Genomic DNA, 18,175 nt, shown 5'->3' with positions numbered 1-18,175 from the left:
TGTGCATCCTTCCACGCGGGGGCGGCTGCGAGATTTGGCGGTACGTGTCACGCCTACCGCGTCGCGAGGAACCCCATCGGCACGGTACGGTAGTTACCAGGAACTAGTTGTCGAGACGAGTGGGGCCGCCGTTCCCCCGGCCGCCCCCGTCCCTGTGCGAGGGGGTCGAGCCATGGGGCGCGGCCGAGCGAAGGCCAAGCAGACGAAGGTCGCCAGGGAGCTCAAATACAGCTCTCATGAGACCGACTTCGCTGCGCTGCAGCGCGAGCTGTCTGGTGACGAAAGGTCGCCGAACGGGAGTAGTGGTGGCGATGAGCCACGCGACGACCCGTACGACGATTACGACGACTACCGTCGCTGAATTCAGCCTGAAGAGTTCAAGGGTTGGGCAACCGGATCATCGGTGCCCAGCCCTTGAACTCTGAGGGCGCTTTCAGAACGCCCTGGCGTACTGCCTCGGCGCGTTGACCTCCACACCCAACTGCTGTGCCGCGTGCAGCGGCCAGTACGGGTCGCGGAGCAGCTCGCGCGCGAGCAGGACCAGGTCAGCGGATCCGTCCGTCAACACTTGTTCGGCCTGCTTCGCCTCGGTGATCAGGCCGACCGCACCCGTGGGCACGTCTGCCTTGCGTCGCACCGCTTCGGCGAGCGGCACCTGGTAGCCGGGCCCGATCGGGATGTCCGCCTGCGCGGTGTTGCCACCGCTGGACACGTCGATCAGGTCCGCACCCGCGGCCTTGAGCGCCTGTGCCAGCACAACGCTGTCGTCGACGGTCCAGCCGTTGTCGACCCAGTCGGTGCCGGAGATCCGCACGATCACCGGCACGTCCGGGCCGACCGCTGCCCGCACGGCGGCGGTGACCTCGACGGGCACGGCGATGCGTTCCTCGATGCTGCCCTCGTTCGTGAGCGGCGAGTAGTACTCGTGGAGCAGGTAGCCGTGCGCGGCGTGGATCTCGACGATCCGGAAACCGGCCTCGATCGCCCTCAGCGCGCCGTCGACGAACGCCTTGACGATCTCGTTGTGGTGCGTCAGCTTCTCCGGCTGGTTCCCACCGGGGAACGGCTCGGTCGTGGGCGCCACCGGCACCCAGTCGCCGATCGCCTTGCGCCCGGCGTGCGCGAGCTGGATGGCCGGCACCGAGCCGTGCTCCTCGATGAACCTCGTGATCGGCTTCCAGGCCTCGACCTGCTCGTCGTTCCAGATGCCGACGTCCTGCGGGGAGATCCTGCCGCGCGGTTCCACGGCCGTGGCCTCGGCCATGACGAGACCGGCACCTCCGACCGCGCGGGAGCCCAGGTGGACGAGGTGCCAGTCGGTCGGCACGCCGTCTTCCTTGGTCACCGAGTACTGGCACATCGGGCTGACCGCAATGCGGTTGGGCAGCGTGACCGAGCGCAGGGTCAGCGGGGAGAACAGCAAGCTCACGGGGAAGCTCCCTTGAACAGTTCGTAGACCTAACCAACTGTTCAAGGGGTCATCGGCGGCGTGTTGTTCCCGGTTGTGAGGTCGTCCCAGTCACTGAACGGTGACGCTCAGCTCAGGTAGCGGACCTGCTTGGCCTTGCCTTCCAGCACTTCCTCGCGTGCCGACGCGATCTCCGGACGGTGCGAGACCTCCGGCACGCCGACCTCCCACCACGCCCCTGCCTCGGTCCACGACGACGGGTGCGTGCGGATCACGACGACGGCCGGGCGTTTCTCGCCGGTCGCCACCTCGCGGGCCTTGCGGTAGGCGCCTTCGAGGTCGGTCAGCGAGTCGGCCGGAAAGACCGCGCAGCCCATCGCGGCCGCGTGGGCGGCGAAGTCGGTGCGGGGTGGTTCGGGATGACTGGTCGTGCAGTCGGCGTAGAGGTTGTTGAAGCCCGCGCCGCCCTGGCCGGTCTGGAGGCGGTGGATCACCGCGTAGCCGTCGTTGTCGCAGACGACGGCCACGAAGCCGTGGCCCGCGAAGGCGGCGGAGAAGAGCTCGGAGTTCAGCATCAGGTACGAGCCGTCGCCGAGCAGGGTGGTGACCACGCCGTCGGTGTGGGCGATCGCGGCTCCCCAGGCGCCGGCCAGTTCGTAGCCCATGCAGGAGAAGCCGTACTCGACGTCCATGGTGGCCTCGCCCGAGGCGCGCCAGCCGCCGATCAGCTCGCCGGGCAGACCGCCGGACGCCGTCATGACGTAGTCGGTGGGGCCGCTCACGTCGTTCACGACACCGACCACCTGGGCGTAGGTGGGCAGGCCGTTGCCGGGGGTGCGCAGCGCGGTGATGTGCTGGTCCCACTTCGCGCGTTCGCTCTGGGCGCGGCGGGCCCAGTCGGGCTGGGCCTGCCAGGAGCCGAGCGCGTCGGTCAGTTCGCGCAGGCCCTCGTCGGCGTCGGCCACCAGGGCGAACGAGCCGTGCTTCACGGCGTCGAAGCGGGCGGCGTTGAGCGAGACCAGATGCACGTCCGGGGAGAAGACGGTCCAGGACGCCGTGGTGAAGTCCTGCAGGCGGGTACCCACCGCGATGACCAGGTCGGCTTCTCCGGCCAAGACGTTGGCCGACGTCGAGCCGGTGATGCCGAGCGGGCCGGCGTGCAGCGGGTGCTCGTGCGGGACCAGCGTGCGGCCCGCGGTGGTCTCGGTGATCGGGATGCCGTGTTGTTCGGCGAACCGCAGTGCGCGGCCGGCGGCACCCGAGTAGCGGACGCCACCGCCCAGGACCAGCAACGGCCGGGAAGCCGAACGGATCGCGCGGGCGGCCTCGGCCAGCGCGGTCAGGTCCGGGCGCAGGCGCAACGGACGGTGCACGACCTCGGCGAACAACGACTCCGGGAAGTCGTAGGACTCGGCCTGGACGTCCTGCGGCAGCGCCAGGGTGACCGGGCCGCAGTCGGCCGGGTCGGTCAGGACGCGCGCGACCTGCGGGAGCGTCGAGAGCAGCTGTTCGGGACGGGTGATGCGGTCGAAGTAGCGGCTGACCGCGCGGAACGCGTCGTTGACGGTCGCGCCGGGGTCGTGGAAGTGCTCGACCTGCTGCAGCACGGGGTCGGGCGCGCGGCCGGTGAAGGTGTCGCCGGGCAACAGCAGGAGAGGCAGGCGGTTGGCGTGGGCGACGCCGGCCGCGGTGACCATGTTCAGCGCGCCGGGGCCGATCGACGACGTGGCGACGCCGACCTGGCGGCGGTGCGAGGCCTTGCCGATGCCGACCGCGGCCAGGGCCATGCCCTGCTCGTTGTGGCCGCGCCACACCGGGATGCGGTCGCGGACCTCCTCCAGGGCGTTGCCGAGGCCGAGCACGTTGCCGTGGCCGAAGATCGCGAACACGCCGGGGAACAGCGGCGCGTGCGAGCCGTCGAAGAGTTCCGTGCGCTGGGCCAGCATCCACCGGACCAGTGCCTGCGCGGTCGTCAGCTTCAATTGACTCGCCCCTCAGCAGTCGTGACCGGACAACGCGGGTCCAGTTCCTGCGTCACCCAGCTGTCGCGAACCCAGGTGTGCGCCGGGTCGTCGCAGAACGCCATGGAACGTTCGTCGCCAGGACCGGCGAGGACGTTCAGGTAGTACATGGGATATCCCGGCGCCGCGACGCACGGACCGTGGTAGCCGCGCGGGATCAGGAAGACGTCGCCGTCCCGCACGGTCACGTCCTCGTCGATCGTGCCGTCGTCGGTGTACGTGCGGTGGAACCCGAAACCGGTGCGGGAAGGCGTGATCTGGTCCCAGTCGGCGATGCGGAAGTAGTAGATCTCCTCGTTGTCCACCTCGCACGGCTCCGAGGAGTCGTGCTTGTGCGGCGGGTACGAGGACCAGTTGCCGTCCGGGGTGATCAGCTCGCACGCGTTGAGCTTGTCCGCGTGGTCCCACACGCCCGGCACGCCGAAGTTCGTGACCTGACGGGTGGCGTTGCCGGAACCGCGCACCTCGACCGGCACACCGTCGGCTGGACCGTACTTGGGCGTCAGGCGGTTCTCGCAGCGCGCCATCGGCAGAGCGACTTCACATCCGTCCACAGAGGACAACCGGACCGAGGCGTCCCGAGGCACGTACGCGAAGTCCGTGACGCGGGTGAACACCGAGTCACGGCCCTGCAGCTCGTACCGCTCGTCGTCGACCTCGACCACGAGAGACCCGGCCAGCGGCAGAACGAACGCCTCGAACTCACCCGTCTCGATCGTGCGCACCCAACCGGCCTCGATCCGCAGCACGCGCAGACCGGTGTAGGTCCAGCTCGCGTCCTCCGGCGTCAGGTGGATGACGTCGGTGGAGGTCGAGAGCGTCCCGAGTGGACGGTGCAAGGTCATACCGTGATTCCCTTCGCGGTGCGCAGGATTTCGGCGGCGGCAGCAACGGCAGCGGCGACATCACCGTCCGGCGGGTAGAGCAGTGCACGTCCGACGACCAAGCCGCGCACGGTCGGGTGGCGCAGCGAGCGGCCCCACGACGCGAGGTCGTCCTCCGGATTCGCCGACGGCACACCGCCGAGCACCAACGCGGGCAACGCCGTGGTGTCCAGCACGACCTCCGGCTCGTTCGGCGCGGGCAGCTTCAACCACGTGTAGGCGGAGGTCGCGCCGAGCCCGGCAGCCACCGCCGAAGCACGCGACAGGGCCGCGGCGTCCTTCTGCAGCACCAGCTTGTCGTTGTGATCACGCTTGTACGGCAACGGTTCGACCATCGCCATCAGGCCGTGCTCGGCGAGTTCGGTGACGGCTCGCGCGCAGCCTTCCAGCGTCGGGATCGTGCCGGGGTCGGAGTCGACCAGGCGCAGCAGCATCTTGCCGCCGTCCAGCCCGAACGTCGCGATGGACGACGCGTCGTACGCGGTGAACCTGTCGTCGATCTCCCAGTCCGCGCCGGCGAGGCCGCCGCGGTTCATCGAGCCGATGACCACGCGCTCGTTCAGGCCGTCCAGCAGCAGCAGGTCCTCGATCACGTCCGGTGTGCCGAGCACGCCGTCGACCGCGGGGTTCGCCAGTGCCGTCAGCAACCTGTCGAGCAGCGATCGCCGGTCGGCCATCGCCAGCGGGTCGCCGCCGACGCCGAGCGCACCCCGCGCCGGGTGGTCCGCCGCGACCAGGAACAGCGTGGACTTGCCGTTCAGCAACGAATTGCGCCGCTTGCGCGACTGGTAGGCCCGCCTGATCGAGCCGGGGTCCTCGGCCCGCCGCCACAACAGTTCGCGCCACTGCCCGTCAGTGATCACAGCAGGTCCTCGATCTCTTTCTGGTCCGGCATCGCATCCGCACAGGCCAGCCGGGACGCCACGATCGCGCCCGCCGCGTTGGCGTAACGGGCGATCTTCACCGGGTCCCAGCCGGACAGCAGGCCGTGCACCAGCGACCCGCCGAACGCGTCGCCGGCGCCGAGCCCGCAGACGACCTCGACCGGGTTCGGTTCCACGGTCCAGCGACCCTCGGGAGTGGCCACGAGAACGCCCTCGGCGCCCTTCTTGATCAGCGCCAGCGAGATCCCGCGGGCCAGCAGCCGGTCTGCGGCCTCGTCGGGGTCGGAGGTGCCGACCGCGACCTCGCACTCCGTCCGGTTGCCCACGGCCACCGTCACGTAGTCGAGCATCCAGCTGATCTCGCGGCGCGCGGTCTCGACGTCCGGCCAGAACATCGGCCGGTAGTCGAGGTCCAGCACCGTGTGCCCCAACCGGGCCCGGCTGCCCAGCATCGCCCGTTGCGAACTCCGCGCGGGCTCGGCGGACACGCCGGTGCCGGTGACCCACAGCAAGGGCACGTCCCGCACGACGTCCCACGGCACGTCGTCCTCGCTGATCGTCAGGTCCGGCGCGATCGGCAGCCGGTAGAACAGCAGCGGCGGGTCCGCGGGCGGGTTGAGCTCGCAGAACACCACCGGTGTCAGCAGATCGGGCGAGGTGCCGACGTGTTCCGACGACACCCCGAAGCCTTCCAGTGCCTGCCGGACATAGGTCCCGAACCCGTCCGGCCCGACCTTGGTGAGCACACCGGCCCGGCGTCCGAGCCGCGCGGCGGCGACCGCGACGTTGGTCGCGGTGCCGCCGAGCGACTTGGCGAAGGTGCTGACCTCGGCCAGCGGCACGCCGGACTGCTCCGGGTAGAGGTCGACACCGACCCGGCCGACGGTCAGCACTTCCAGCGACGTCACGCCTCGACACCCCGCAACTCGTGAGCCAGTGCTTCCAACTCGGCGCCGCCGGCCATCTGGCGCGTCAGCTCCTCGAGGTTGATCTCCGACTTCTCGTACGAGCCGAGCGGCCGGCCGCGCTTGAGCAGCAGGAACCGGTTGCCGACCGGGAAGGCGTGGTGCGGGTTGTGCGTGATCAGCACGACGCCGAGGCCGCGATCACGCGCCTGGGCCACGTACTTCAGCACGACACCGGCCTGCTTCACGCCGAGAGCCGCGGTCGGTTCGTCCAGGATCAGCACCTTGGCGCCGAAGTGCACCGCGCGGGCGATGGCGACGCACTGCCGTTCGCCACCCGACAAGGTGCCGACGGGCTGTTCCACGTCCCGCAAGTCGATGCCCATGTCGGACAACGCCTTCTTGGTGATCTCCTTGCCCTTCTTGCGGTCCAGGAACCCGAACTTCGTCGTCGGTTCCGAGCCGAGGAAGAAGTTGCGCCACACCGACATCAGCGGCACGACCGCGAGGTCCTGGTACACGGTCGCGATGCCGTGGTCCAGGGCTTCGCGCGGCGAGGAGAACTTGATCTCGTTGCCCTCGACCTTGAACGAGCCCTGGTCGTGCTGGTGGACCCCGGCCAGGATCTTGATCAGCGTCGACTTGCCGGCGCCGTTGTCGCCGAGCACGCAGGTGACCTCACCGGCGTTGACCACAGTGGACACATCGCTCAGCGCGATGACGCTGCCGTAGGTCTTGCCGATGTTCTCGACCTCGATCAGTGACGTCATCGCTTCACCCTTTCCGCGCGGCGCCGCAGCATGTTGTTCACCAGCACGGCGGCCAGCAGCATCACGCCGAGGAACAGCTGGAACCAGTCGCTGTTCCAGCCGGCGTAGACGATGCCCTGCCGGGCCATGCCGAAGATCAGCGCGCCGATCGCCGCGCCCACCGCGGAACCGAAGCCACCGGTGAGCAGGCAGCCGCCGATCACCGCCGCGATGATGTACTGGAACTCCAGGCCGATGCCCTGGTTCGCCTGCACGCTCGCGTACCGCAGGATGTTGATCGAGCCGACCAGCCACGCCGCGAACGCCGTGGTCATGAACAGCAGGATCTTGGACCGCACGACCGGCACACCGACCGCGCGGGAACTCTGCGCGGCACCGCCGATCGCGAAGATCCAGTTGCCGAACTTGGTGCGCATCAACACCGTCGACGCGACGACGGTGAACAGGACCCACCAGATGATCGACACGTAGAAGCTGGTGCCGCCGATCTGGAACGTCGACGCGAACAGGAACCCGGCCGACTCGTAGCCGACCGTGTCGCGCATGCCCGACACCTGCACGCTGCCGGTGACCAGGCGCGTGACGCCGAGGTTGAGGCCCTGCAACGCGAGGAAGCTGCCCAGCGTCACGATGAAGCTCGGCAGGCCCGTGCGCATCACGAGCCAGCCGTTCAGCGCGCCCACCGACAACGCAAAGGCGAGCGACACCAGCAACGACAGCCAGACGTTGAGTCCCAGCTGAGTGGCGAGGAGAGCCGTGACGAGCGCGGTGGACGCGGTCATGACACCGGCGGACAGGTCGAACTCGCCGCCGATCATCAGCAACGCCACCGCGACCGCCATGATGCCGAGCATGGAGGCGTCGTCCAGCCAGGTGGCCGCGCCACCCATGCTCAGGAACTGCTCGGTGACCACGGAGAAGAACAGGAACACGAGCAGTGCGCCGAGCATGGCGCCGATCTCCGGGCGCTTGATCAGCTGATCCATCACCCTGGGCTTGCTCAGCCGTTCGTCGGCAGCCGGTGGAGCTGTGGCCGTCACGGTCATCTCCCCGCCTCCTCCTTACCTCTTGCCGTTCTTGGCGTACTCCGCGACCTTGTCCACGTTGGACTTGTCGACGAAGCCGGGACCGGTCAGCACGGGCTTGCCGCCACCGAGGGTGTTGGCGTTGTCCTTGAAGAGCTTCAGCATCACGATCGGCAGGTAGCCCTGCTCGTACTGCTGCTGGTCGACGGCGAACAGCACGTCGCCCGCCTTGATCGCGCTGACCACGTCCGCGTTCAGGTCGAAGGTCGCGACCTGCGCCTTCGAGCTCGCACCCTTGATCGCGGCGGCCGCGTTCACGGCGACCTGCGGGTTCAGCGCCAGCACACCGTCGACGGCGGTGTCGGACTGGAGCTTGGCCTTGATGCGGGCCTCGACGTCGGTCGGGTTGGAGATGTCGACCTGGAGGTTCTCCACCGCGCCGCCGAAGCCGGTGCGGGCACCGTCGCAGCGCTGGTTGAGGCCCGTGTTGCCGGCCTCGTGGATCACGCACAGCAGCTTGGTCTTGCCGGCCGCCTTGAGCTTCTTGCCGGCTTCCTCACCGGCGATCGTCTCCTCCTGGCCGACGTGCGCCATGGCACCGAACTCGGCGCTCTTCGCGCTGCCGGAGTTGATCGTGATGACCGGGATGCCGGCCTTCACCGCGGTCTCGATGGAGGTCTTGAGCGCGTCCGGGTTCGCCATCGACACCACGATGCCGCCGACCTTCTGCGACACGGCGTTGTCGATCAGCTTGGCCTGGGCGCCGGGGTCTCCGTCGGAGTTGTAGGTGACGCCGACGCCGAGCTGCTTGCCCGCGTCCTCGGCGCCGACCTTCACCACGCTCCAGAACGCGTCACCCGCGGTGCCGTGCGTGATGACGGCGACCTTGAGGTCACCCGTCGTCGGTGCGCTGTTGTTCTGCGTGCTCTGGTTGTTCGTTCCAGTGGGACCGCTACAGGCGGCGAGTAGAGCAACACCGGCGAGCGCGACGCCCGCACGGATGACCAGACGAGACTTCATCGTCTCCAGTCCCTTCAGAGGATCTTGCTGAGGTGCGCGAGGCTGCGCCCGGTGTCCTTCAGTGGCTTGTCCACTGGACTTCCGTCCTTGAGCTGGGTGTCCTGCTCAAGCACGAACCAACCGGTGTAGCCCGCCTCCTGAACGAGCTTCACCAGCGCTTCCACGTCCACGTCGCCGTCCCCGAGCGGCACGTAGATGCCCTGTTCCACGGCATCGGTGTAACTGAGCTCGCCGCTGCGCACCTTCGCCGCGATCTCGTCACGCACGTCCTTGAGGTGCACGTGACCGATCCGGTCCGGGTAGCGGCGCGCCAGCTCGACCGGGTCCGTGCCACCGATGAGGAGGTGGCCGGTGTCCAGGCAGAGCTGGAGATCGGAGTCCGCGAGGAACCTGGTGACCTCCGCCTCCCGCTCGACGTGGGTGCCCACGTGCGGGTGCAGCACGGTGCTCAGACCGTGCTCCGCGGCGATCTCCCGGATCTTCGCGCAGGTGTCGACGAGGGTGTTCCACTCGTCGTCGGTGAGCTGCGGCGTCTCGTCGTAGCCGTCCAGGCCCGTCGCGGCGGCGAGCACGAGCACCTCGGCGCCACCGGCCTTGAGGATTCCGGCCACCCGGTCGGCTTCGTCCAGAGTGGACTGGACGTCGGTGTGCAGCGTGACCGCGAGGAACCCGCCGACCAGCGTCAGTTCGAACTCGCTGAGCAGTGCCTTCAACGAGGCGGGGTCGGCGGGCAGGTAGTCGGGCGGGCCGAGCTCGGTGGCCGTGAGACCCAGCTCGTTCATCTCGCCCAGCACGGTGGTCGCGGGCAGGACGTTGCCCCAGCCCGGAACCTCGCACACGCCCCAGGAGATCGGTGCCCCAGCGATCTTCGCCATGTCCTCAGTTCCCCTCGATCTTCACCGGTGCGCCGCTGCGACGCGACTGCTCACACGCTTCGGCCAGGCGAAGGCTGATCAAACTCTCCCGCGCCGGCGACGGGTTCGCGACCTCGCCCTTGATGACCTGCGTGAACAGGTTCATCTCGTTGACGTACGCGCGGTGGAAGCGCTCCGGGAAGCCGGGGTAGGCGTCCGGTCCGGCCACGTGACCGCCGGGCTCCAGCGAGTTCAGCGGGGTCTTCGGGTCGACGCCGGCGACCAGGGAGTCCTTGCTGCCCAGCACCTCGATGCGGTGGTCGTAGCCGACCGGGTCGTGCCGCCCGCCCGCCAACGTGGCGTGCGCGCCACCAGCGAACTTCAGCATCACGACGGCGTTGTCGACGTCGTCAGCGTCCGCGAACGCCTGGTGCACCAGCACGGAACCGCTCGCGTAGACCTCGACGACCGGCTCGCCGACCAGCCACGGCACGCAGTCCAGGTCGTGGATCAGCAGGTCGCGGAAGATGCCGCCGGAGGCGGGCAGGTAGGAGAAGTCCGGCGGGTTCGCGTCGTTGCCGACGGCCCTGACCAGGTAGATGTCGCCGACCTCGCCCGCGCGGATGCGGCGGTTCAGCTCGTAGATGGCCGGGTCGAACCGGCGCTGGAAGCCCACCAACACCTCGACGCCGGACTTCTCGACGTCCTCGACCAGCGCGGTCATCGCGGCGAGGTCGCTCGCGATCGGCTTCTCGCACAGCGTGGGGACCCCTCGCCCGATCGCCGCGCGGAGCATCTCGGGGTGGGTGTCGGTCGGCGTGGCGAGCAGGACGCCGTCGACGTTGCCGAGCAACGTGTCGAGGTCGTCCACCGCCTTGGTCCTGCTCAGCTCAGCCGACGCCTGCGCAGCACGACCGGGCACCGGGTCGAAGAGAAGCACCTCGTCGACTCGATCCAGTGCGGCGAGGTTGGTCGCGTGCATGGTGCCGATCCTGCCGACACCCGCTACTCCGATCCGCATCGCAGGTTTCCCCTGTTCATCGCCGGTGATGTGTTAGAGCGCTCTATTGGTTGGAGCGCTCCAATGCTGTAGCTTCGGTCACACGGGTGTCAAGGGCGGGTTTCCTGCTCGTGACGTGAGGGGAGGTGGTTCCAGGTGGTCAGGCCGACGATGGAAGACGTCGCTCTGCGGGCGGGCGTGTCCCGTGCACTGGTGTCACTGGTGATGCGCGGTTCACCCAAGGTGAGCGAGATGCGACGCACCGCTGTGCTGAAGGCCGCCGAGGAGCTCGGGTACTCGCCGCACGCCATGGCGCGTTCACTGGCCTCGCGCACGTCGACGGTGCTCGGCGTGATGGTTTCGGACCTGCACAACGCGTTCTTCGCCGAAGTCGTGGACGGCATCGACGAGGTGGCACGCGAGCAGGGGTTCGACATCATCATCAACACCGGTGGCCGCTCGCCCGCTCGCGAACGCCGAGCCCTGGAATCGCTGCTGTCCTTCCGCCCCGCCGGTTTGATCCTGCTGTCGCCCGTGGTGCCCGCGACGGCCATCGGCAAGGCCGCCGAACAACTCCCGATCGTGCTCGTGGCCCGTTCGTCGCGGGTGTCCACTGTGGATACCGTGAACGACGACGGCGAGCAGGGCGCGCGACTGGCCGTCGACCACCTGGTGTCGTTGGGGCACAAGCGGATCGCTCATTTGGACGGTGGTGAAGGCACTCAGGCCGGACCTCGTCGGCGTGGGTACGTCACCGCCATGGAGGCGCACGGGTTGGCGCCTCAGGTCGTCTCCTCCGAGTACACCGACGCGGCCGGCGCACGCGCGATCCGTTCGTTGATCGCTGATGGTTCGTTGCCCACGGCCATCCTGTCCTGCAACGACTTCAACGCCGTGGGTGCCATTTCGGCGTTGGAAGACGCGGGTTTGCGCGTTCCGGCCGATGTTTCCGTCGTGGGGTACGACAACACGTCGCTGGCGGCGCTCCGCCACGTCTCCCTGACCACGATCGACCAGCCCCGTGCCGAGTTCGGCCGGTTGGCAGCTCTCGCTCTGCTGCAGCGAGTTCGCGACGAGCGCACCGACCCCGTGCGCCATCTCCTCAATCCCTCTCTCGTCGTTCGGAACACGACCGCCCCACCAGGAGGCTTGCGTTGAGCACCATCCCCCACTGGATCGACGGCGCCCGCACCACGGGGGTGTCGTCCCGCACGTCCGACGTCTTCAACCCGGCCACCGGCTCCGTCGCCGCGCAGGTCGTGCTGGCCGAGCAGGCCGACGTCGACCTGGCCGTCGCCTCCTCCCTGAAGGCCGCGCAGTCCTGGGCCGAGTCGTCGTTGTCGACGCGTTCACGGATCCTGTTCGCCTACCGCCACCTGCTGCACGAGGCACGCGACGAGCTCGCCGCGATCATCACGTCCGAGCACGGCAAGGTGCTGTCCGACGCCGCCGGCGAGGTGCAGCGCGGGCTTGAGGTCGTCGAGTTCGCGTGCGGCATCCCGCAGCTGCTGAAGGGCGAGCACTCCGAGCAGGTCTCGCGCGGTGTCGACGCCTATTCGCTGCGGCAGCCGCTCGGTGTCGTCGCGGGCATCACGCCGTTCAACTTCCCCGTGATGGTGCCGATGTGGATGTTCCCCATCGCCATCGCGACCGGAAACACGTTCATCCTCAAGCCTTCCGAGCGCGACCCGTCGGCATCGGTGCGGCTGGCCGAGCTGTTCCAGGAGGCCGGCCTGCCCGATGGCGTGCTGAACGTCCTGCAGGGCGATGCCTTCGCGGTGAACGCGCTGCTGGACCACCCGGACGTGGCCGCGGCCTCGTTCGTCGGCTCGACCCCGATCGCCCGGCACGTCTACACCCGCGGCACGGCGGCCGGGAAGCGCGTGCAGGCGCTGGGCGGCGCGAAGAACCACATGGTGGTGCTGCCGGACGCCGACCTCGACGTCGCTGCCGACGCCGCTGTTTCCGCTGGTTACGGCTCCGCCGGCGAGCGCTGCATGGCGATCTCCGTGGTCGTGGCGGTGGGCGAGACCGGCGACGAACTGGTCGCCAAGATCGCTGCGCGGACGCGGGACCTGCACCCGTCGGTGCTGCCCGGCACGGATCCGTCCGCCCAGATGGGCCCACTGGTCACCGGCGTGCACCGGGACAAGGTCCGGTCCTACGTGGACGCGGGCGAGGCCGCCGGTGCCACGCTGGTGGTCGACGGCCGCGGCTACGCGCCGGAGGGTCACGCCGACGGCTTCTGGCTCGCGCCGACGTTGTTCGACCACGTCTCCACGGACATGACGATCTACACCGACGAGATCTTCGGCCCGGTGCTGTCGGTCGTGCGCGCCGAGACGTTCGAGGACGCCCTCGAACTGGTGAACAGCAACCAGTACGGCAACGGCACCGCGATCTACACCGGTGACGGCCTGGCCGCCCGCGAGTTCCAGCGGCGGGTGCACGTCGGCATGGTCGGCATCAACGTGCCGATTCCCGTACCGATGGCCTACTACTCGTTCGGCGGTTGGAAGGATTCGTTGTTCGGCGACACGCACGTGCACGGCGCCGAGGGCGTGAAGTTCTACACCCGCGCAAAGGCGATCACGGCTCGGTGGCCGCAGCAGCACGGCGTGAACCTGGGCTTCCCGACGCACGGCTGAGCAGGCGCAGTCTCCAACGGCCGTCCCGAACAGGGGCGGCCGTTTCTGGTTGGTACGAACCAATTCTCAGTTCGCCGATCATGGAATATCGCCACGCGCATCACGGTTCGACGTAGAAGCTGGACACATCGGTATTATCGGCGCTCACAAAACAGCGCAGGAGGACCGAACACGATGTCGCTCAGCGAGGACGACAGTCCGTTCGCGACGGCATGCCGCGCCACCGCACGTGCCGAATTCGTTCAAGCACTGAACCAGCTGCGGAAGTGGAAAGGACTCTCGTACCAGCAGGTCGCGGACAACAGCGGCGACCTGATGTTGCCCAAGAGCACGGCGCACGCGATGTGCACGATCACGTTCCCGAAGCAGGAGGGCACGCTGCGAGCGTTCCTGACCGGATGCAGGGAGACGCCGGAGGCGCTGGAGGCCTGGGTGGAGCAGTGGCGGCGCGTGGCGGCCTCCTGCGCCAACAGAAGGCCGCACCCCGCTGCTCAGCTGGTCCAAAGCTCGGCCAGGGGTTTCTCACCGCCGGAATGAATCCGGCACGTTCGCAACCCTAACGGTCCGCAGAACCACCGGCCAGACGGTTGGACGGCATTGGACGGTGTCAATACGACCAATTGACCATCGGGTGGTCAGGAGCGTCGGCAAAGATGACAAAAGCTGGACAGTTGGACTTCGTTGGACGGATTCGGACGCCGTTGGGCAGGGACATGAAAAACCTGGACGGCGATTCAGTTGGCAATCACCCGTCTGAGTGACATGCTCGTCTTCGAGCCGCTATGCCGCAAAGTCCCGCGGCAACGCCAATAAACCGCGGGGACGCTTTCCGCACATCCGGCTTGTCGCTGTTCCGCAATCAGCTGGTCCCCCGGCGCACGGTGCCGCCCTGCGCCGGGTCCCCCCATCCAGGAGTTCTCATGACCACCCCACCGCACTCGCGCAGGCGTTGTTCGTCGTCCGGTCCCAGCTCCGTCCTGCTCGTGGTGACCGCGTTCGTCTTCACCGGCTGGATGCTCACGCAGGGCCACACCCCGGTCGTCGCCGTGGCCACCACCGGTGCCGTGATGGCCGTGACCACCACGTTGAGCAGGAGCCGGCTGATCGGCATCCGGCCGTTCAGCGCGCGGTTCGGCGTGCTGCCGCCGTCCGACCCGCCGGTGATCTGGCAGGAGAACGAGCGATGACCTGTCCCGACGGCGATCCGCTCGAGCGCCTGAACCGCCTGTGGTCGCAGCTCATGCTCGCGCTGCCCAGATCGGGCCGGCGGGCCGAGGCGCTCGCGGTCTACCGCGAGGTGCGCGTGATCCTGGGCACCGAGCTGGGCATCGACCCCGAGCCCGCGCTGCCGTTGCTCGCGACCTCGACCGCCGAGCTGCGGGCGGCGACGGCGGCCGAGTTCATCGACCTGCTGCGGACGATCCAGGTGCGGTCGGGCCTGACCCCGTCGGAGATCTCCCGCAAGGCCGGTCAGGTGCTGCCACGCAGCCAGATCTACTCGCTGCTCAAGCGCGGCAAGCTGCCGACGAAACCCGAGCAGGTGCGGGCGTTCGTGACGATCTGCGGACTGCCCGAGCCGCAGGTGGCGCGGGTGATGGAGCTGTGGGCGACGTTGCGCGAGCAGACCGAGCTCGCGGTCAGCGGCCCGGAGAACGACAAACCGTTCGCGATCCTGATCGTGCGCAGCGCGTGAAAAAGCCCCCGCCGGGAGAGCGGGGGCTTTCTCGCGCGATCAGGCGTCGACCTTCTCGCGTTCAGGGGCCGGAGCCGCAGGAGGCGTCGGCTTCGGCAGGAACTTCTTGATCAGCGGGAAGAACAGGATCACCAGGACGACCACGTAGACGATGATCGACATCGGCGTGTTCACCAGGCCGGTCAGCGAACCGTCGGAGAGCTGCAACGCGCGGCGCATCTGCTGTTCCGCGGCCGGGCCGAGGATCACGCCGATGATCGCCGGCAGCACCGGCAGGCCGTAGCGGCGCATCGCGAAGCCCAGCAGGCCGATCACGAACATCAGCAGCAGGTCGAAGATGTCCGCGTTCACCGCGTAGGCGCCGACCGAGGCGAAGAACAGGATGCCCGCGTAGAGGTACGGCCGCGGGATCCGCAGCAGCTTCGCCCACAGCGGCGCCAGCGGCAGGTTCAGCACCAGCAGCAGCGTCAGGCCGATGAACAGCGACGCGATCAGCGCCCACACCAGGTTGGCTTCCCGCTGGAACAGCAGCGGCCCGGGCTGGATGCCGTACTGCTGGAACGCCGCCAGCATCACGGCCGCGACCGCGGTGGTCGGCAGGCCCAGCGTCAGCATCGTGACCAGGGTGCCGGCGGCGGACGCGGACGCCGTCGACTCCGGGCCCGCGACGCCTTCGATGGCGCCCTTGCCGAACTCGTCCTTGTGCTTGGAGAGCCGCTTCTCCGTCACGTACGACAGGAAGGTCGGGATCTCCGCGCCACCGGCCGGAATCGCACCGAACGGGAACCCGATCACCGGGCCGCGCAGCCACGGCTTCCAGGTGCGCTTCAGATCCGCGCGAGACAGCCACGGGCGGCCGACCGGGATCGGTTCGAACGGCTTGCGCCGCAGGTGGGCCGCGACCCACAGGGCCTCGCCGACCGCGAACAACGCCACCGCGACGACGATGATGTCGATGCCGTCGGCGAGGTGCAGCGAGCCGAACGTGAGGCGCTGCTGACCGGTCATCTCGTCCAGGCCGACCAGGCCGAGCGTCAGGCCGATGAGCAACGAGGCGAACCCGCGGATCCGCGACGCACCCAGCACCGAGGTGACGGCGATGAACGCCAGCACCATGACCGCGAACAGGTCGGGCGCGCCGATGTCGACAGCGTGCTTGGCCACGAACGGCGCCAGCAGGACGATCAGGATCGTGCCGATGATGCCGCCGGTGAAATGGCCGATGGCAGCGGCGGCAAGCGCTTGCGCACCACGACCCTTGCGGGCCATGGGATTGCCCTCGAAGGCGGCGACGACCGCGGCGCTCTCACCCGGTGTGTTCAGCAGGATCGACGTCGTCGAACCGCCGAACATGCCGCCGTAGTAGATGCCCGCGAACATGATGAACGCGCCGGTCGGCTCCATGCCGTAGGTGACGGGCAGCAGCAGCGCCACCGCCATGGCCGGTCCGATGCCCGGCAGGACACCGATTGCGGTGCCCAGCAGTACGCCGACAGCGGCGAGCAGCAGGTGTGTCGGCGTCAGCGCTGTCGCGAAGCCGTTGAGCAGTTGTTCCACCTAGAACACCTCCATCAACGGGCCACCGGGGAGCGGGACACCGAGCAGGTTGTTGAACACCAGGAACGTCAGGATCGACAGACCGGCCGCGATCAACGGGTCGCGCACCAGGTTGCGGCTGCCGAGCGCGTAGGCCGCGCCCCAGAACAGGATCGCGCCGGAGATCGGGAACCCGACCACCCCGATCAGCACGGCGTTGGCGAGGAAAGCTCCGCACAGCAGGAGAACCGTGCGCCAGTCGGCGGGCGCGGACAGGTCGACGTCCTCGCCGCCCTCCGCCTCGCCGCGACCGCCGCGCAGCACGTCGCGGGCCAGCAGCGCGGCGACGAGCAGGAGCAGCGAGCCGACCAGGATCGGCACCGCCTTCGGGCCGACCGGGCCGCGCTGGGCGAAGTCGGTGGGGATGCGCAGCGCGTCGGTCAGCACCAGCACGCCGAGCACGACCAGCAGGGCGCAGATGCCCAGCTCAGAGCGTTCGCGAAGCCAGTTCCGGGGCCCCGTCTTCGTCTCGGACGTCATGCCAGCCCCAAGTCCTTCAGCACCGTTGCCACCCGCTTGTTCTCGTTTTCCAGGAAGGTCCTGAACTCGTCTCCCGGTGCGAAGGCGTCGGTCCAGCCGTTGCGCTGCAACGCTTCCGCCCACTGCGGCGTCTGGTGAAGCCGCCCGAACAGGTCGACCAGCTTGTCGCGGTCGGTCTGCGTGATGCCCGGCGGCGCGATGATGCCGCGCCAGTTGGTGAACTCGACGTCCACGCCGGCCTGCTTGAGGGTCGGCGCGTCGATGCCCTGGATGCGGTCCTTGCTCGTCACCGCGAGCACCCGCAACGTGCCGGCCTGGATCTGGTCGCGGTACTCGCCGACGCCCGAGACGCCGAACGCGACCTTGCCGCCGAGCACCGACGCCAGCAGCTCGCCACCACCGTCGAACGGGATGTAGTTGACGGTCTTCGGCTGCAGGCCGACCGCCTTCGCGATCAGCATCGGCGCCAGGTGGTCCGGGCCGCCGGGAGCCGAGCCGCCGCCCACGGTCACCGTGCCGGGGTTCGCCTTCCACGCGTCCACGAGTTGTTGCATCGACGTGTACGGCGAGTCCTTCGCGACCACGACGATGTCCGGTTCCTCGATCAGCTTCGCGATCGGGGTGGTGTCGAGCAGCGAGTTCGGCGACTTGTTCGTGTACACCGCACCGACGACGCCCAGACCCATCGACATGATCAGCTTGCCGTTGCCGCGCTCGCCGACCGTCCGGCCGAGCCCGACCGTGCCGCCGGCGCCGGGGAGGTTGAACACCTCGGCGTTGCGCAGCAGGTCAGCGTCCTCCATGGCCTTGGCCGCGGTCCTCGCGGTGATGTCGTACCCACCGCCGGGAGCGTTCGGCACGAGCACGCGCAGCGCCCTCACCTGGTTCGCGTCGCCGCTGTCCGCACCCGGCGTCAGCAGCGGTGGCACCAGCAGGACGGCGAGCAACGCCGTCGCCACCGCCACCCACACCTTCACCGACACTGTG

Annotated in this window: 19 protein-coding genes; 6 read left to right on the top strand and 13 right to left on the bottom strand. The window is 68.7% G+C overall.

Translation table 11 applies throughout. The features are described 5' to 3' along the window. Positions 1-172 precede the first annotated feature (172 nt). The gene (locus tag G7043_RS24770; protein WP_086665537.1) at positions 173-361 is read left to right on the top strand and encodes a DUF3073 domain-containing protein; all 189 of its coding nucleotides are present in this window, start codon (positions 173-175) and stop codon (positions 359-361) included. 72 nt (positions 362-433) lie between these two features. Here G7043_RS24770 and G7043_RS24765 read toward each other — a convergent pair whose 3' ends face one another. From G7043_RS24765 to G7043_RS24720, 10 genes are all read right to left on the bottom strand, one after another. Further along, the gene (locus G7043_RS24765; protein WP_166049250.1) at positions 434-1,429 is read right to left on the bottom strand and encodes an NADH:flavin oxidoreductase/NADH oxidase; all 996 of its coding nucleotides are present in this window, start codon (positions 1,427-1,429) and stop codon (positions 434-436) included. 107 nt (positions 1,430-1,536) lie between these two features. After that, complete coding sequence (gene iolD, locus G7043_RS24760) at positions 1,537-3,390, bottom strand: 3D-(3,5/4)-trihydroxycyclohexane-1,2-dione acylhydrolase (decyclizing) (RefSeq protein ID WP_166049248.1); 1,854 nt, start codon at positions 3,388-3,390, stop codon at positions 1,537-1,539. Further along, entirely contained in the window at positions 3,387-4,274 is an 888-nt protein-coding gene (gene iolB, locus G7043_RS24755) for a 5-deoxy-glucuronate isomerase (RefSeq protein WP_166049246.1), read from the bottom strand. Before iolB ends, iolD begins: the two co-directional genes overlap by 4 nt. After that, complete coding sequence (locus G7043_RS24750; RefSeq protein WP_166049244.1) at positions 4,271-5,176, bottom strand: Cgl0159 family (beta/alpha)8-fold protein; 906 nt, start codon at positions 5,174-5,176, stop codon at positions 4,271-4,273. Before G7043_RS24750 ends, iolB begins: the two co-directional genes overlap by 4 nt. Continuing rightward, positions 5,173-6,105 carry a 5-dehydro-2-deoxygluconokinase gene (gene iolC / locus G7043_RS24745; RefSeq protein ID WP_166049242.1) on the bottom strand — a complete coding sequence of 311 codons (933 nt, stop codon included), beginning with the start codon at positions 6,103-6,105 and terminating at the stop codon, positions 5,173-5,175. Before iolC ends, G7043_RS24750 begins: the two co-directional genes overlap by 4 nt. Next, positions 6,102-6,872 carry an ATP-binding cassette domain-containing protein gene (locus G7043_RS24740; protein WP_166049240.1) on the bottom strand — a complete coding sequence of 257 codons (771 nt, stop codon included), beginning with the start codon at positions 6,870-6,872 and terminating at the stop codon, positions 6,102-6,104. Before G7043_RS24740 ends, iolC begins: the two co-directional genes overlap by 4 nt. Continuing rightward, positions 6,869-7,858, bottom strand: a complete 990-nt coding sequence (locus G7043_RS24735) for an ABC transporter permease (protein ID WP_390827926.1) — start codon at positions 7,856-7,858, stop codon at positions 6,869-6,871. The genes G7043_RS24740 and G7043_RS24735 overlap by 4 nt, the downstream gene beginning before the upstream one ends. A gap of 75 nt (positions 7,859-7,933) precedes the next feature. Further along, positions 7,934-8,917, bottom strand: coding sequence for a sugar ABC transporter substrate-binding protein (locus G7043_RS24730; protein WP_166049236.1), 984 nt, complete (start codon positions 8,915-8,917; stop codon positions 7,934-7,936). A 14-nt stretch (positions 8,918-8,931) separates the two neighbouring features. After that, on the bottom strand, positions 8,932-9,792 hold the full coding sequence (locus tag G7043_RS24725; protein WP_166049234.1) for a TIM barrel protein: 861 nt from the start codon (positions 9,790-9,792) through the stop codon (positions 8,932-8,934). A 4-nt stretch (positions 9,793-9,796) separates the two neighbouring features. After that, positions 9,797-10,792: a Gfo/Idh/MocA family protein gene (locus tag G7043_RS24720; RefSeq protein ID WP_166049232.1), complete on the bottom strand. Its 996-nt coding sequence runs from the start codon at positions 10,790-10,792 to the stop codon at positions 9,797-9,799. Positions 10,793-10,927: 135 nt separating this feature from the next. Here G7043_RS24720 and G7043_RS24715 point away from each other — a divergent pair, with 135 nt between their 5' ends. The 5 genes from G7043_RS24715 to G7043_RS49965 all read left to right on the top strand — a co-directional run bounded on the left by G7043_RS24715 (position 10,928) and on the right by G7043_RS49965 (position 15,112). Continuing rightward, a complete protein-coding gene (locus tag G7043_RS24715; RefSeq protein WP_166049230.1) occupies positions 10,928-11,929 on the top strand; it encodes a LacI family DNA-binding transcriptional regulator in 1,002 nt (333 codons plus the stop codon). Beyond that, on the top strand, positions 11,926-13,419 hold the full coding sequence (locus tag G7043_RS24710) for a CoA-acylating methylmalonate-semialdehyde dehydrogenase (RefSeq protein ID WP_166049227.1): 1,494 nt from the start codon (positions 11,926-11,928) through the stop codon (positions 13,417-13,419). The genes G7043_RS24715 and G7043_RS24710 overlap by 4 nt, the downstream gene beginning before the upstream one ends. 174 nt (positions 13,420-13,593) lie before the next feature. After that, positions 13,594-13,956 (top strand): helix-turn-helix domain-containing protein, encoded by a 363-nt coding sequence (locus tag G7043_RS24705; protein ID WP_166049225.1) that lies wholly within the window; start codon positions 13,594-13,596, stop codon positions 13,954-13,956. Positions 13,957-14,339: 383 nt separating this feature from the next. Next, positions 14,340-14,606, top strand: coding sequence for a hypothetical protein (locus tag G7043_RS24700; protein ID WP_166049223.1), 267 nt, complete (start codon positions 14,340-14,342; stop codon positions 14,604-14,606). Then, positions 14,603-15,112, top strand: a complete 510-nt coding sequence (locus G7043_RS49965) for a BTAD domain-containing putative transcriptional regulator (RefSeq protein WP_166049221.1) — start codon at positions 14,603-14,605, stop codon at positions 15,110-15,112. The genes G7043_RS24700 and G7043_RS49965 overlap by 4 nt, the downstream gene beginning before the upstream one ends. A gap of 39 nt (positions 15,113-15,151) precedes the next feature. Here the strand turns inward: G7043_RS49965 and G7043_RS24690 are convergent, their stop codons facing one another. The 3 genes from G7043_RS24690 to G7043_RS24680 are packed head-to-tail and all read right to left on the bottom strand — an operon-like array spanning position 15,152 to position 18,153. Further along, positions 15,152-16,669 (bottom strand): tripartite tricarboxylate transporter permease, encoded by a 1,518-nt coding sequence (locus G7043_RS24690; RefSeq protein ID WP_166049219.1) that lies wholly within the window; start codon positions 16,667-16,669, stop codon positions 15,152-15,154. Beyond that, entirely contained in the window at positions 16,670-17,188 is a 519-nt protein-coding gene (locus tag G7043_RS24685; protein WP_166049217.1) for a tripartite tricarboxylate transporter TctB family protein, read from the bottom strand. Continuing rightward, entirely contained in the window at positions 17,185-18,153 is a 969-nt protein-coding gene (locus G7043_RS24680) for a Bug family tripartite tricarboxylate transporter substrate binding protein (protein WP_313888060.1), read from the bottom strand. Before G7043_RS24680 ends, G7043_RS24685 begins: the two co-directional genes overlap by 4 nt. Between the last annotated feature and the right edge of the window lie 22 nt (positions 18,154-18,175).

The organism is Lentzea alba, from assembly GCF_011067745.1.
Taxonomy (GTDB): domain Bacteria; phylum Actinomycetota; class Actinomycetes; order Mycobacteriales; family Pseudonocardiaceae; genus Lentzea; species Lentzea alba.
Note: the sequence above shows the minus strand (reverse complement) of the source record. Positions and strands in the feature narration are given on the sequence as shown.